General features: G+C 62.0%; 12 protein-coding genes. 5 read left to right on the top strand and 7 right to left on the bottom strand.

The features are described 5' to 3' along the window. The first annotated feature begins 135 nt into the window (after window positions 1-135). Window positions 136-1053: a DMT family transporter gene (locus tag EFD56_RS02195; RefSeq protein WP_126904512.1), complete on the top strand. Its 918-nt coding sequence runs from the start codon at window positions 136-138 to the stop codon at window positions 1051-1053. A 2-nt stretch (window positions 1054-1055) separates the two neighbouring features. Here the strand turns inward: EFD56_RS02195 and EFD56_RS02190 are convergent, their stop codons facing one another. Beyond that, complete coding sequence (locus tag EFD56_RS02190; RefSeq protein ID WP_126904511.1) at window positions 1056-2306, bottom strand: DUF763 domain-containing protein; 1251 nt, start codon at window positions 2304-2306, stop codon at window positions 1056-1058. A 90-nt stretch (window positions 2307-2396) separates the two neighbouring features. Here EFD56_RS02190 and EFD56_RS02185 point away from each other — a divergent pair, with 90 nt between their 5' ends. Further along, complete coding sequence (locus tag EFD56_RS02185) at window positions 2397-3893, top strand: phospholipase D-like domain-containing protein (RefSeq protein WP_126904510.1); 1497 nt, start codon at window positions 2397-2399, stop codon at window positions 3891-3893. Here the strand turns inward: EFD56_RS02185 and EFD56_RS02180 are convergent. Beyond that, complete coding sequence (locus tag EFD56_RS02180; RefSeq protein WP_126904509.1) at window positions 3840-4802, bottom strand: lysylphosphatidylglycerol synthase domain-containing protein; 963 nt, start codon at window positions 4800-4802, stop codon at window positions 3840-3842. The genes EFD56_RS02185 and EFD56_RS02180 overlap by 54 nt on opposite strands. A gap of 123 nt (window positions 4803-4925) precedes the next feature. Between EFD56_RS02180 and EFD56_RS02175 the strand changes: the two genes are divergently transcribed. After that, window positions 4926-5654 carry an endonuclease/exonuclease/phosphatase family protein gene (locus tag EFD56_RS02175; protein ID WP_126904508.1) on the top strand — a complete coding sequence of 243 codons (729 nt, stop codon included), beginning with the start codon at window positions 4926-4928 and terminating at the stop codon, window positions 5652-5654. Window positions 5655-5853: 199 nt separating this feature from the next. Further along, the gene (locus EFD56_RS02170) at window positions 5854-8358 is read left to right on the top strand and encodes a methyl-accepting chemotaxis protein (protein WP_126904507.1); all 2505 of its coding nucleotides are present in this window, start codon (window positions 5854-5856) and stop codon (window positions 8356-8358) included. Between the two features lie 5 nt (window positions 8359-8363). On the opposite strand, the gene EFD56_RS02165 is transcribed toward EFD56_RS02170, so the two are convergent. The 5 genes from EFD56_RS02165 to EFD56_RS02145 form a co-directional block, all read right to left on the bottom strand. Further along, window positions 8364-8615: a hypothetical protein gene (locus EFD56_RS02165; RefSeq protein WP_004678156.1), complete on the bottom strand. Its 252-nt coding sequence runs from the start codon at window positions 8613-8615 to the stop codon at window positions 8364-8366. An 80-nt stretch (window positions 8616-8695) separates the two neighbouring features. Further along, a complete protein-coding gene (locus EFD56_RS02160) occupies window positions 8696-9199 on the bottom strand; it encodes a hypothetical protein (protein ID WP_126904506.1) in 504 nt (167 codons plus the stop codon). Window positions 9200-9290: 91 nt separating this feature from the next. Continuing rightward, complete coding sequence (locus EFD56_RS02155) at window positions 9291-10427, bottom strand: NAD(P)/FAD-dependent oxidoreductase (protein ID WP_126904505.1); 1137 nt, start codon at window positions 10425-10427, stop codon at window positions 9291-9293. Window positions 10428-10480: 53 nt separating this feature from the next. Then, window positions 10481-11998: an amino acid ABC transporter permease/ATP-binding protein gene (locus EFD56_RS33450; protein ID WP_126904504.1), complete on the bottom strand. Its 1518-nt coding sequence runs from the start codon at window positions 11996-11998 to the stop codon at window positions 10481-10483. Window positions 11999-12075: 77 nt separating this feature from the next. Next, window positions 12076-12903, bottom strand: a complete 828-nt coding sequence (locus EFD56_RS02145; RefSeq protein ID WP_126904503.1) for an ABC transporter substrate-binding protein — start codon at window positions 12901-12903, stop codon at window positions 12076-12078. Window positions 12904-13083: 180 nt separating this feature from the next. Here EFD56_RS02145 and EFD56_RS02140 point away from each other — a divergent pair, with 180 nt between their 5' ends. After that, window positions 13084-14154, top strand: a complete 1071-nt coding sequence (locus tag EFD56_RS02140; protein WP_126904502.1) for a LacI family DNA-binding transcriptional regulator — start codon at window positions 13084-13086, stop codon at window positions 14152-14154. The last annotated feature ends 31 nt before the right edge of the window (window positions 14155-14185 follow it).

Here is a 14185-nt window from a genome sequence, read left to right as displayed (position 1 = left end):
CGGTAGCTCTGACGGGCTGATCTGCCACGGCCGCCGCCCGCCGTCTGTACACAAGTGAACACTTGACATCGGCCTTGTTAAGGTCGAAGCCGCATTCGGCCGCGCATGCGCGGCCGTTTTGCGAGGATTCGGAGAATGAAGACCAAGACGGCCGTCGCCACTACAGGCAACCTGATCATGACGGGCGTCGTGCTGATGCTGCTCGGCGATCTGCTGTTTGCGCTGAACGATGCAATGGGCAAGTGGTTGATGACCAGCTTTGCCGTCGGCCAGGTGCTGGTGATCCGCTCGCTCGGCGCTTTCATCTTGCTCGGGCCGATGATCGCACGACAAGGGCCGATGGCCTTGTTCCGTGTCGAGCAGAAAGGCCTCCAGTTCATGCGGGTGGCCATGGCGACCGGCGATGTCGCTCTGTTTTATGCCGCCGTCGCCTATCTGCCGCTCGCCGATGTCATGACCTTCTATATGGCAGGGCCGATCTATATTGCGGCACTCTCGCATTTCTTTCTCGGGGAAAAGATCGGCTGGCGCCGATGGCTGGCCGTTCTGGTCGGCTTCGCGGGCGTCGTCATTGCGCTGCGCCCCTCGACGGCGATGCTGTCGCTTCCCTCGCTCTTCGGCCTTGCAGGCAGCTTTTCCTTCGCGCTCTCGCTGGTCATGAGCCGCTATCTGCGCTCCACCAGCGACACGACGCTGGTCACATGGCAGACGGTCGCAGCCCTTGCCACCGGTATCGGCTTAAGCATCGGTCACTGGCAGCCGGCTACACCGATCGATTGGTCCGGCATGCTGCTGCTGGGTGTCGTCGCCACCTGCGCGCACCTGCTCATCACCCGCTCGCTGAAGCTCGCACCGGCATCGCTGCTGGCGCCGCTGCAATATACGCTGCTGCTCTGGGCGATCGTGCTCGGTTACATCTTCTTCAACGATATTCCCGACATGCAGATCGTCATCGGCGCCGCCATCATCGTCTTTGCCGGTCTCTTCATCTTCCACCGGAAGAACCTGAAGGAGACGGTGCCGGCCGAAGCCGTCCCGCCCGACGGTCACTGAGATTAATCGTCAGCGACCGGCGGCAGCTCCCAGCCGAAGACGCTGCGGCCGCCGAAATCGGCGGATTGACGGAACTCGCCGGCGATGATCTCCTTGAGGTCTGGGCCGGTCACGTAGCGTTCCATCTGCCGGGATTGTTCGTCGAGGCGCTTAAGCGCCTGCAACTCCTCCTCCCTTCCGAGTTTGCCCTTCAGCACCGCCGATTTCATTACGCCGATCGTCTCGTCATAAACCTTGAGCGGGACAGGAAACGGGTGGCGGTCCTTGCCGCCGTGGGCGATCGAGAAGCGCGCCGGGTCGGAGAAGCGACAGGGCGCACCGTGGACGACTTCCGCCACCATTGCCAGCGCCTTCACTGTGCGAGCGCCGACACCGGGAACGAGCAGCAGTTCCTGAAAATCAGCTGGTCCGCGATCGGCCGCCGCGGCGAGATTTCCGTGCAGGCGGCGCATATTGACATCGCTCTCGCGGACATCGTGATGAGCGGGCATGATCAGATGCGGCAGCATCGGCTGGTCGGCGGGCTCGGGCTCCGGTTGCTCGGCACGTTGCAGCGCGGCTGCCTCACGGACGATCCTGTCGGGACCGAGGGTGGCCAGCAGATCGAGCTGCCCTCGCCGTGAGCGCTCGGCGCGCCGGTCGGCGAGATTGACGATATCGCCCTGGTTCCGTCCCTCGATCGCCGCATGTGGTGAATCGACGAAACTCTCCAGCCCTTCGGATAGCCAATGATAGCGGCGAGCCTGCCGGCGGTCGCCATTCATGCCCTGCTGTACGACCACCCAATGACCATCGTCGGCAACGATAAAGCCGTGGAGATACAGGTCGAACCCGTCCTGAAGGGCGGCACTGTCGACCTTGGCGATCAGACGGCTGGTCGTCGCCAGCCCCTCCCCGTCGAGGCCGACGCGCTCGCCGATCGAGACGAGCTCCTGCGGCGTCTTGCGCGAGTGCTGGCCGCGTCCGCCGCAGACATGCAGGCCGAGTTCGCCAGCGCGCGGTTTCAGCCCGCGCTTCAAGGCTCCGAGAACGCTTGTGGTGATACCGGAGGAATGCCAGTCCATGCCCATGACGGCGCCGAAGGACTGGAACCAGAAGGGGTGGGCGAGCCGGCGCAGAAACTCATCGCGGCCGTAATGATGAACGATCGCCTCGGTGATCAGCGTGCCAAGCCGCGTCATCCGCTCGCCGAGCCAATGCGGCACCCGTCCCCCGTGGAGGGGAAGATCCGCGCTGCCTGCTCGCTGTGACATTTATTTTCCTTACATTTTCCATCGCCGGCGGCGATCGGGAACTCGGGAAAGTCCCGGGCGTTTGCTTTCAGTCAAAAGGCCGAGGCAACCATGACCGCGTTAGAAACCATGCTCAATCAACCCTACCTGCTTAGAACAAAAGCGCAACAGCCAAGCGGCGGTGAAAAACAGGAACTGGAAGGCTGCGCCGAAAAGGTGGCCTTCCTGATCAATGGCAACCAGTATTTCGCCGAGCTGGCGCGCACGCTGCGGCAGGCACGGCGCAGTGTCTGGATCGTCGGGTGGGATTTCAATCCAGACATCCGCATGGAGCCGGAAAAATCCGACGAAACACTGGCAGATCTGCTGCATGCGCTGGCCGCGGCAAATCCAGCACTTGAAATACGCATCCTCATCTGGGCGCTCGGGCCGATCTATTCGGATAAATCCCTGCAGGTGCTCCGCAAGAAAAACTTCCCTAGGAATGCCAGGATCGATCTGCGCTTCGATCTTCAAAGCACGGTGCGCGGCTGCCACCATGAGAAACTCGTTTGCATAGACGACGCCGTCGCCTTCATCGGCGGCATGGACCTGACATCGCGGCGATGGGATACGAGACGACATCGCGCCAGGGAGGCATTGCGACGCGACCCCGAAGGCGTGTCCTACGATCCGCTGCATGACGTTCAGGCAATGGTCACCGGCGACGCGGCAAGACTGATCGGCGATATCGCACGGCGACGCTGGGAAAGCGCTACCGGCGAAAGCCACGGACCGCTTGCCGAGAGCTACCCTTTCACATGGCCGAGTGATCTTGCCGTTTCGCTGAAGCAGATCCCCGCGAGCTTCGTGCTGACGGAGCCGGCGACCACGTTGCGCGCCGGCATCAGCGATGGCATCGCCTCGACACTCGATATCATCGCCATGGCACGGCGGCAGCTTTACATCGAAGCGCAATATCTTGCCTCCTTTCGTGTCGCTGACGCCCTCGCCGCGCGGCTGCAGGAGGAAGATGGCCCCGAAATCGTCGTCATCTGCACGCGTCGATCTCATGGCTTGATCGAAAAGCTCTTCATGGGCGGCAATCGCGACCGCGTCATCCGCCGCCTCAAGCGTGCCGATCGTGCCGACCGATTCAGGGTCTATTATCCCGTCGTGCCCGGGCCGTCAGTGCCCGAAAATGACGACGGGGTGGAGGTGCTCATCCATTCCAAACTGATCATTGCCGATGACGAACTGATCCGCATCGGCTCCTCCAATCTCAACAACCGTTCGGAGGGATTGGATTCGGAGTGCGACATGCTTCTCGAGGCCGCCAACGACGAGCATCGCGGCGGAATCGCGGATTTGCGCCATCACCTGCTGGCCGAATATCTTGGAACGACCACCGAGACCTTTGCCGCAGCCTTTGCGCAGAGCGGCTCGATCATCCAGGCAATCGACGCGCTCAATGATGGCCCTCGAGGCTTGCGGGAATTTGTCGTTGATTTGTCGGGCAGTATTTCGCCGATAAGCGGCACCGCGTTCTTCGACCCGGCGCGGCCCGTCAAGCTGCTAAACCGACTGGGCCTCGGCGCGCTCTTCCGCCTCCTCGTCCGCCCCGCGTGACTGGCGGCGGAAGATTACTTCGCTGGCGATGAAAAGCGCGGCGCCGAGCGCCAGCGGTAGGAAGAAATAGGCGCAGCGGAATGCAATCAGCGCACCGATCGACGCCTCCTGCGGCACGGCATAGGAGACCGTCGCCTCGAGTACGCCGAGACCGCCGGGGACATGTGTCGCGAGGATCGCGGAATTGGCCAGCACGTAAGCCGTCACCGACCTGAAGAAGGCAACGTCGCCGAAGACCGAGAGCATCTGGTGCAGGCAGGCGGATACCAGCATGAAATTGATCGTCCCGACCCCGACCTGGGCGACCGCGATCGAAAGTCGCGGCAGCTGAAGCGACCAGCGCCAGAGCCGCAGGCTGCCGCGGATGAAAAACGCCAGCCCGGCATAGATGACCGGCACGGCGAGCGCCAGCAGACCGAAAAGCCAGGTGCTCGCCGGATCGATTCGCAGCAGACGCGCGGCATCACCGGGATTGACGATCAGGGCAAGGCCGCCGAGCGTGATCAAGCCGATGCCGACGGTGACGCCGCAGAACAGGATGATCTTCGCCACGTCCTCGGCCGTCAGGCCCCAGCGGGAATAGTAACGATAGCGAAAGGCGCCGCTGCTCAGCCCCGCAAATCCGATATTGTGGCCGAGCGAAAGGCTGATGAAGGAGGCGAGCGCGATTTTCCGGTAAGGCAGGGATTTGCCGAGCGAGCGGATCGCCAGATAGTCGAAACAGCTGAGGCACAGATAGGATGCCGCCGCAAACAGAAGTGCTGTGCAGAAGGTCGGAAAGGGTATGCTGCGGACCGATTGAACGATCTGTTCCAGGCTGTACTGGCGGAAGATCCGATAGAGAAGAAAGCCCGCGATACAAAGGGCGGCAACGAGCAGTCCATTCCAGATTGCGTTTTTCAGACTCATCGATTGTCCGTTTTTTAAGTGCGAGCGCCATGGTTCGATCATCTGGAACGATCAAAAGAGTTTTGTGTTCCCCACCGGAGAACGAGTCCTGTCTCTCGCGGGGAGACCAGCTTTAGCGGGCCGATGCCGGATAAATCGATCAAACTTCTGACCTATAACGTGCATAGCTGCATCGGCAACGACCGGAAGCTCGACCCCGGCCGCATCGCGTCGGTTATCGCCGAGGCGGGGGCCGATATCGTCGCTCTGCAGGAGGTCGATGTTCTGAGACGGAGAACCGGCGGCATCGATCAGGCTCATCTGATCGCCTCGCTGCTGAAAATGCAGGCTCATTTTCATCCGGCGCTATCGATTGCCGAAGAGCAATATGGCGATGCGATCATCACGGCGCTGCCGACGTCTGCGGTCAAGGCCGGTCCGCTGCCCTCTGTCGGCGAACGGCGCGGCGCGCTGTCGGTCGAAGTCCTGGTCGGCGATAGGAAGCTGCTGGTCGTCAACACTCATCTCGGCCTGCGCGGGCGCGAGCGCATCCGGCAGATGACGACGCTTTTGAATTCGGGCTGGCTGCGCGGCGCAATGGAGGAACCTCTTCCCTGCGTTCTCTGCGGCGATTTCAATGCCATTCCGTCATCGGCGACGTACCGCCTTGTCGCACGGTCGTTGAAGGACGCCCAGCTTGGAGGCAAGGCTGCGCCAAGAGCGACCTTTCCCTCCCGCTACCCGCTGATGCGCCTCGACCACATCTTCATCACCGACGACCTCGTCGTCAAAAGAGCCGCTGTCCTGCAAAATCGCCTGACGAAGGTCGCCTCGGACCATCTTCCGCTCTTTGCCGAAATCAGTTTCGCCTGATCCACACGGCTTGCGCCCCGATATCGGTGGAAAAGCGACATCCAACCCTACTCTCAACGACTTTGAAACGAATATTTCACGATTAATATGATATGGAATATTCATTCCGTCATGTGTCAGGGCGGGAAAGATATGCAATCGACTCGAGCGGACGAGGAGACCTTCGCGAAGCCGATTGTTCTCTTGGGAAGGAGGGGTGATGTTGGGAAGGCTGTTGTCACGTGTGCGCATTCAGACGCAGGTGATGGTATTCATCGTTCCATTCGTCTTGAGCATCATGGCGGTTGGCGCCATGGGCCTTTATGCATCGAGCCTGCTTCAGGGGCGGATGGATATTTCCAACTCCGTCCTGCAGTCATTGAGCGGCTTTCGCAACCTGTCGGCGGCGATGGCCGAGTTCCTTGCCGACGCCACTGAGGATAACCGGGATGCCGTCGCCGCCAGGCTTGCCGATCAACGCGGCCTTCTGAACGCCGGCCTCGACAGGCTCGCCGCAGATCACAGCGGCCAGCAGGAACTGGAGCAGGCACTCGCTTCCATCGACGGAATTTCGACGCGCATGGATTTGCTCTGGCAGCTGCAGGAGAGCCGCGCAGCCTTGCTCACCGATCTCCAGAAGGCGCAGAGCGTCGTCGTATCGTCCCAGACGGATCTTGTCGAAGGGGCCAAGGCGCTCCAACGTGCTGCCGACCTGCAGGAAGATGAATCACGCAACACGCTCGCTGACGCGCAGCGCATTTCGGACTTCACCTCCTTCGTCCTAGCACTGAACGACAGGGCCCAGGCGGCCGGCCCGATCACCGGCCCGGAACTGGAGGAACTCGCCCGGCAGCAGCGCATCGTAGGAATGGCGCTTGGCGGCGAGGCGCCCGAGGCCAAAAAGGTCGTCGACGACGCCATTGCTGCTCTGAAACCGCTTGTCGAAACGGCGGGCCAGACCGCGGAGAGTGCCGCCGGCCTCAAGGACGTCACGAGCCGGATCATCGCCAGACTGCCCGACTTCCAGGCGGTCGCCGCACGGCGGGTGAAAGCCGTGACCGACAAGGCAGCCGAGACGGCGAAAACAGTCGAGCGCGCCAAGGCCAGCCAGAGAGACGGCCAGAAACTGACGACCTCGGCCTATGTGATTCAGATCGTCCTGGCGAAGTTGACGCTCGCCCCGACGGACGCCAATCTCCAGCGGCTTTCGCAGGAGATCACTGCCGTCAGAAAAGGCTTGGACATGCTGATTTCCAATGTCGGCGGCTTTGCGCAGTTCGATAAACTCAAACCGAAGCTGCTGCCGGCGCTGGACAAGATGCAGAAGGCCGCCACCGATCTCGTCCGCATCAGCGGGCAGCGCCAGGACGAATTCCGCGCCGCCGCCGCCGACGTGGACGGGATGTGGTCGCAGCTGACGGCTTTCGCCGAAATGCAGCGGCAGAACGCCGCCGCGGAACGCTCCGACGCCAATTCCATGTCTCTCGGAACGACGATCCTCGGCGTGGTGATCGCTATCCTCGCCGGCATCGGGCTGACTGTCACGCTCAAAGGTCCGATCACCCAGATCACCTCGGCCATGCGGCGGCTCGCCGACGGCAAGCTCGAAACGGCGATCGTCGGCGAAAGCCGGGCCGATGAAATCGGCGACATGGCCCGCGCGCTCGGCGTCTTCAAGAACAACGCCATCGCCAAGGTCGAAATCGAGGAGCGCAGCGAGATCGAACGGACGAGAGCCGAGGAGGAACGGCGCCGCAACGACGAGGAAAAGCGCTCGGTCGAACAGCAGATCGATTTCGCCGTGACGGCCCTGGCTGCGGGTATCGGACGCCTGGCGCGCGGCGATATCTCGCAGACGATCGCAACGCCGTTCTTCGGCCGGCTGGAGCAGCTGCGCAACGATTTCAATGCGTCGCTGCTGCGCCTGCAGGAAACGATCGACCAGATCCGCACCAACACCCGGATGATCGAAGGCAATGCCGGCCAGATGGATCTGGCGGCAGGCAACCTCGCCAAGCGCACCGAGCAGCAGGCCGTGGCGCTCGAGGAAATCGCCGCAGCCATCGAAGAGATTACCACCACCGTTCGCTCGTCGGCGGCCTGCGCCGACGATGCCCGCGAGATCATCACCGACACTAAGAAGACGGCCGATTCCTCATCCGAGGTGGTCGCCAGCGCCATCGACGCGATGGGCAAGATCGAAGCCGCTTCGGACGAGATCGTGCAGATCATCGGCGTCATCGACGACATCGCCTTTCAAACGAACCTGCTCGCGCTCAACGCCGGCATCGAAGCAGCCCGCGCCGGTGAAGCCGGCAAAGGCTTTGCGGTCGTCGCCCAGGAAGTTCGCGATCTCGCCCAGCGCTCCGCCGAGGCCGGTCAGCGGATCAAGCAGCTCATCGGACGCTCGCGTGCGGAGATTACCAACGGCGCGCGGGTCGTGCGCCAAACCAGCGAAGTCCTCGAAAGCATTTCCGCAAAAGTGGTGACTGCATCCGAGCAGATGGATGTCATCGCCCGCTCGAGCAGAGAGCAGTACAATGCGCTGCACGAGGTGAATTCCTCCGTCAACCGAATGGACCAGATGACGCAACAGAACGCCGCCATGGTCGAGGAAACGAGCGCGGCGACGAAGGAACTGGCCGACGAGACGAGGACGCTTCTGCAGCTGATCGACCAGTTCCAGCTGGAAGAAACGGACACGCGTGGCGTGGCCGCTGCTTGATGCGGTCAGTGACGGCTATAGAGCGGCGGCGTCACATCTTCGTCTGCGAGATCCGGATAAAGCTGCCTGCGGGTGCGGGCGAGCGCTTCCGCCTCCCGGCGATTCCGTTCGAGCAGAACAGCAGTGACGTCCTTGTAAGGCTCGCCGTCCGACAAGGCGACGCGGACGGTTCCGCCCTGCGAGAGGAAGTCGCAGAACGACCGCATCGAGCGAAGACGCGTCGTGATCTCGACATAGCGGTCGTCATGTCCAGCCATGTTCATCTCCCTTCCAGACCGTAAGATGGCACGAACACTTCGGCGAGAAGATGGCACTCGCTTCAGCCCCTTTTCGGAAATCAATCTCTGGCAAGCTTCCGGTTGAGCGCGGCGGCAGCCAGGGGCAGCGCCGTGGTCACAACGGTCCCGAGTGGCAATCGCCGGACACCCCTGGTGACGACAAAGGTTGCCGCCATTGCCCCCGCCAGCTTAAGCCATGGCCGGTCGCCGAGTTGGGCATGGGCGCTGGCATCGGCCCAGCGGGCATTTTCTGTCAAGACGGTTGCGGCCTGCCGCCTGATCACGTGCAGACGCGCCTGGAGGTTTTCGAGCTCCTCCCGCAACTCCCGTAGGCGGCCGTCCAGAGCATGCCCCTCGGAGCTCTCGACGGTTTCTCCCACATAGGCGTCGAACGGAATCTCGCGGCCAAGTGTGGCGAGATAGGCGCGGTATTCAGCCTCGCTCGCGAAGCCCTCGCGCCTGATGAGGTCGGGATTGATGTCGGCCTCGTCTCTATTTGCCAGCGGGATGCCGGCGTCGTCGAGTCTGTCGTCCACGCCAGTGCCGGATTCGTTCTTGAACATGATGCGTCTCCCGTGTTTCCTCACGGCAGAACGCCCGATGGCGCAAATTGATCCCACCCGCCGATCTTGCCGCCGCGCTCCTGCCAGGTTTTCATCGTCCCGGCGGGGTGAAACGTTCGGGCCGAAAATCCGCCAGCAGCGGATGGCGGCATCCGGTAGCAATCTCGTGGGCGAGCAATTCACCGGCAATCAGGCCGAGGGTCGCGCCGCTATGGCTGAAGGCGACGAAATAACCCCAGATCGACGGCAATTCGCCAAAGACCGGCTCGCCATCGCCCGGGATCGGCTTTGGACCGACGCCGTAATCCTCGATCTCAAGCGCCGGATTGCCTTCGAGAACCATGGAAGCTTCGTGCAGCAAACCGTCCAGCGTCGATTGCCTGACATCATAGCTGCCGTCCGGGTTGACCCTCACCTCTTCCTCCGACCAGGCGGAATCGAGCGCAAAGCCGCCATTGGGCGTCGGCCGGATGGCGACCCGCGGGGTGTTGAGCACGGCCTTCAGCGGATGGCGGATCGGCTTGGTTCTGACGAGAAGGGCGACAGGGGTCGCATCCTCGATCTGCTGGCCGGCGTCGGCCACGATTGCAGGAACGGCGGCGCCGGCAGCAAGAAGCACGGACTCGGCGACCCAATGCCTGCCGTTCGCTGCCGTCACCCCGCGCACGCGCGCCCCTTCGATATCGACCATCGCCCGTCCGGCATCAGTGACGATCTCGCCGCCGAGCGAGCGGAATTCCTGCGCGAGCGTGTCGATCAAAGCGGGAAGATCGACCCAGCCTTCCCCGGGATTGAAGATCGCGCCCTGCGGCGTGACGGCGCGCGCATCGACGCCTGGCGTCGCCCCGGCAATCTCCTCCGGCACAACCCATTGCGCGTGATAGCCGAGATCACGCTCATAATCGTAGATTTCGGAAATCTCGTTGCCGTCATCGTCAGCATCCCAGGTCAGGCCGCCGTCGAAGCGCAGCCACGGCGCATCCGGATAGCGGGCAGCCAGTGTGCGGTAGCGGTCAATGCCGGCGAGACGCAGCCGGTGATAGGCGGCGGAACGTTTCCGCGCAGAGTTCAGCCAGGCGAGCGATCGGCCGGAAGCGCCATTGGCAAGCGGACCGTCATTGACGAGAACGGTGGCGATCCCGAGCCGAGCGAGGTGAACCGATGTCGAGACCCCGAATATGCCGCCGCCGATGACGACGACCTTCGAAGGTTTGGGGGAAGCATTCATGTCGATAACCTTATCTTGCTCTTCTGTCATTCGAACGCATTCACGCGGGCGCGTCAGAGGACTTCCGCGAGGAAGCGTTGCAGCCGCTCGCTTCTGGGATTGTCGAAGATCTGTTCGGGGCATCCAGCCTCGACGATGCGGCCCTCGTCCATGAAAACGACCTGGTCGGCCACCCGGCGGGCAAATCCCATTTCATGCGTCACTACAACCATCGTCATGCCCTGGCGGCCGAGGGTCGCCATCAGGTCGAGCACACCCTTCACAAGTTCGGGGTCAAGTGCGCTCGTCACCTCGTCGAACAGGATGACCTCGGGATCCATGGCGAGAGCCCGCGCGATGGCAACGCGCTGCTGCTGCCCGCCGGATAGGCCTGCCGGCCGATGATCGCTGCGCGCAGCAAGTCCGACTTCGGCCAGGCGCGCCTCGGCGATGCGCCGCGCCTGCCGTTTCGGCATTTTCTTGATCCTCGTCAGCGACAGCATGACGTTTTCAAGCGCAGTGTGATCGGGAAACAGGTTGAAGTGCTGAAATACCATGCCGACGCGGCGTCTCAGCCTCTCAGGCCTCATGGCGAGAATGCTGTCGCCATCGAGCAGGATGTCGCCGCCTTTCGGTTCGACCAGCCTGTTCAGGCAGCGCAGCAATGTCGATTTGCCCGAGCCCGAAGGGCCGATGACGCAGGTAACACTGCCGGGAGCGATGTCGAGATCGATGCCCTTCAGGACCTCGAGCTCGCCATAAGCCATGCTCAATCCCCGTATATTGAGCGCGCCGCCCTTGAACCGCGGCGCGTCGGCAACTGGCCCGGCGGCGGCCTGCAGCTCGCTGACCTCGACCAATCCGCTCGCCGCACCCGAACCCCGCCCCTGTTTTCCCAGCCGCAGCCTTGCGTCGATATAATTGACGAAGTGCGTCAGCGGCACGGTGATCACGAGATAGAAGACACCCGCCAACAGCAGCGGCGACAGATTGCCGGTCACAACCGCCTGATCCTGGCCGACGCGGAAAATCTCCCGCTCGGAGGCGAGCAATCCGAGGAAATAGACCAGGCTCGAATCCTTGACATTGCCGATGAACTGGTTGACCAGCGCCGGCAGCACGCGTCTGATGCCCTGCGGGATAACGATCAGCCGCATGCCTTGACCATAGCTCATGCTGAGCGCCCGGCAGGCCTCCATCTGACCGCGCTCGACGCTCTGAATACCCGAGCGGAAGATTTCGCCGATATAGGCGCCAGCGATCAGACTGAGCGCCAATATGCCGAGCGGGAATGGCGACGGGCCGAACATTTCGCGCCCGATCCGGGCAAAACCCTGGCCGATGATCAGGATCGTGACGATCGCCGGCAGCCCGCGAAAGATGTCGGTATAGACACGCGCCGGCAGCCGCAGCCAGCGAGACTGCGAGATACCCATGACGGCAAGCACCATGCCGATCACGACGCCGAGCACCGTCGAGGCAGCGGCGAGAATAAGCGTATTCTTCAGGCCGACGCTGATCATGCTCGGCAGCACGTCCACCATCGCATCCCAGTCGAGGAAGCTGCGGCGCAGATTGTCAATCCAGTTCATCGTCATCCCCATTGAAGCCCCTGCCGAGCAGGCGGCCGGCAAAGATCAACCGTCCGCCGTCGGCGGACGGTCGCGCCTCACTTCTTGGGAAGATATTGATCCGGCATCGGCGAGCCGGGAAACCACTTCTCGTAGAGTGTCTTCCAGGTGCCGTCCTGCATAGCGTCGTGAAGAGCGCCGTTCAGCGCCGTGCGGAAGGCGTCGTTCCCCTTCCGGATCACGAAGCCGGCCGGCGCATCGAAGGACGGAATGTTGACGGCGATCTTCAGCGCCGGAAAGCGGCCACCATATTGTTTAGCTGCCTCGTAATCGAGAAAATGGGCATCGATCGTGCCGTTGTTGAGTGCTGCAACCGCGGAATTGTTGTCGGGAAATTTAACGAGATCGGTGCCGCCGAAATTCTTGGCGGCGTAGATTTCCTGAAGGGTTCCCTGCACGACGCCGAGGCGTTTGCCCTTGAGTCCGGCGGCATCCTTGATGCCGGCGTCCGGCGTCAACACAGAAAGATAGCCGGCGAGATAGCCATCGGAAAAATCGACTGTCTTCTTGCGGGCTTCGGTGGTTCCGATCGCCGCAACGGCAACGTCGAAGCGCTCATTCGCGACCGACGGCAGAAGTGCGGAAAATTCCTGGCCGGTGAAGGTCACCTTGTCCTTGGAAAAACCAAGGCGGGATACGACGTTGAGAAACAGCTCGATATCGAAGCCGGTGAACTGCCCGTCTGCCGTTGCAAACGTGTAGGGCTTGGCATCACCCATCGTTCCGACGCTGATGACACCAGGCTCGATGAGTTTGTAGGGATTGTCGGCGGCTGCCGCGGACCCCATTCCTGCGGCCAGAAGGCATGCCATGAGGCCAGCACGCAACGGCGTGACGACAGCCGGAAATGATTCAAGAAACCTCATCTTCGTTCTCCACTCTGAAAGGAATGCTCTTGTCGGCATTAGGATTCACACCTCGCCGCCGCACTTGCGGCAAGTCGAAGCCGGTAAAGATACCGGTCTCTTACAAAAAGAGACCGGTCTCACGTAATATTTGATATCCGTCAATTGACCGCCCGTCAACAACTCTTGTAGTGCTGCCCCATGGAAGATTCCGCTGCTCCGAAACGTTCCGTCACGGTTGCCGACGTCGCGAAGGCGGCGAAGGTCTCGAAGGCGACCGCTGCCCGCGTATTGGGCGGCTATGGCGTCGTCAGCGACAAGATCAGGGACCAGGTCGTTGCGGCCGCCGCAACGCTGGAATACCGACCGAACGAGCTCGCGCGCAGCATGAGTACCGGGAGATCAGGGATTATCGGCGTCGTGGTCGGCGATATCGAAAACGCGTTCTTCAGCCTGGCAGTGCGCGGCATCAGCGATATGGCCCGCCTGGCAGGCTTCACCGTCATCATCGCCAATTCGGGCGAACAGCTCGACGCCGAAATATCGGCCGTCGACCTACTGATCGGCAAGCGCGTCGATGGCTTGATCGTGACCCCGGCCCGCTGCGACAGAATCGATCATCTCCGGCAAGTCCGCCGCGCCGGCGTACCGCTCGTTTTATTCGACCGGAACATCCCAGAGCTCGAAGTCGATGCCGTGACTGGCGACGATCGAGAGGCGGCAATCGCCGCGACCCGCTGTATGGTCGAGCAAGGACATCGCCGGCTAGCATACGTGTCCGCTATGGAAGCCGAGGGCGGAAAGCTCGCCGATATCGGTCGCATATCGAATTCTGCCGTGCGCGAACGCGTGGAAGGCTTCGTGCAGGTCCTGACGGAGGCAGGTTTGCCAAATCCCGTTCACTATGTTCGGCTCGGCGCCACGGATCAGCCGCAAACGGACGACGTCGTCAAACGCCTGCTCTCGGATTCAGCGCCTCCAACCGCGCTCCTGGCATCGGACAGCCTCGTTGGACTGCGCGTATTCAAGTCGCTGCAGTCGCTCGGCCTCTCAATTCCGAAGGATATCTCGATGATTTCTTTCCTGGACGCCGATTGGACCAGCGTGACCGTTCCGCCGATCACCATCGTCGACCAACGCGTTTACGAGATGGGCAAACTCGCGGGGGAACGGCTGATTGCCCGTATCGAACAAATCCCTCTTACCGTCGAACGGCTGCAGATCAATACGACCCTCGTGATGCGCGGCTCGGTCGCCAGGGTTGGCCCGTGAGTTTTCCCGTCAGGGAACCCCGTATAGACGT

Source organism: Rhizobium phaseoli (genome assembly GCF_003985125.1).
GTDB classification, from domain to species: domain Bacteria; phylum Pseudomonadota; class Alphaproteobacteria; order Rhizobiales; family Rhizobiaceae; genus Rhizobium; species Rhizobium phaseoli.
Note: the sequence above shows the minus strand (reverse complement) of the source record. Positions and strands in the feature narration are given on the sequence as shown.

Coding starts and splice junctions, on each gene's coding strand:
- EFD56_RS02195 (WP_126904512.1), top strand. CDS start 136: ATGAAGACCAAGACGGCCGTCGCCACTACAGGCAACCTGATCATGACG.
- EFD56_RS02190 (WP_126904511.1), bottom strand. CDS start 2,306: ATGTCACAGCGAGCAGGCAGCGCGGATCTTCCCCTCCACGGGGGACGG.
- EFD56_RS02185 (WP_126904510.1), top strand. CDS start 2,397: ATGACCGCGTTAGAAACCATGCTCAATCAACCCTACCTGCTTAGAACA.
- EFD56_RS02180 (WP_126904509.1), bottom strand. CDS start 4,802: ATGAGTCTGAAAAACGCAATCTGGAATGGACTGCTCGTTGCCGCCCTT.
- EFD56_RS02175 (WP_126904508.1), top strand. CDS start 4,926: ATGCCGGATAAATCGATCAAACTTCTGACCTATAACGTGCATAGCTGC.
- EFD56_RS02170 (WP_126904507.1), top strand. CDS start 5,854: ATGTTGGGAAGGCTGTTGTCACGTGTGCGCATTCAGACGCAGGTGATG.
- EFD56_RS02165 (WP_004678156.1), bottom strand. CDS start 8,615: ATGGCTGGACATGACGACCGCTATGTCGAGATCACGACGCGTCTTCGC.
- EFD56_RS02160 (WP_126904506.1), bottom strand. CDS start 9,199: ATGTTCAAGAACGAATCCGGCACTGGCGTGGACGACAGACTCGACGAC.
- EFD56_RS02155 (WP_126904505.1), bottom strand. CDS start 10,427: ATGAATGCTTCCCCCAAACCTTCGAAGGTCGTCGTCATCGGCGGCGGC.
- EFD56_RS33450 (WP_126904504.1), bottom strand. CDS start 11,998: ATGAACTGGATTGACAATCTGCGCCGCAGCTTCCTCGACTGGGATGCG.
- EFD56_RS02145 (WP_126904503.1), bottom strand. CDS start 12,903: ATGAGGTTTCTTGAATCATTTCCGGCTGTCGTCACGCCGTTGCGTGCT.
- EFD56_RS02140 (WP_126904502.1), top strand. CDS start 13,084: ATGGAAGATTCCGCTGCTCCGAAACGTTCCGTCACGGTTGCCGACGTC.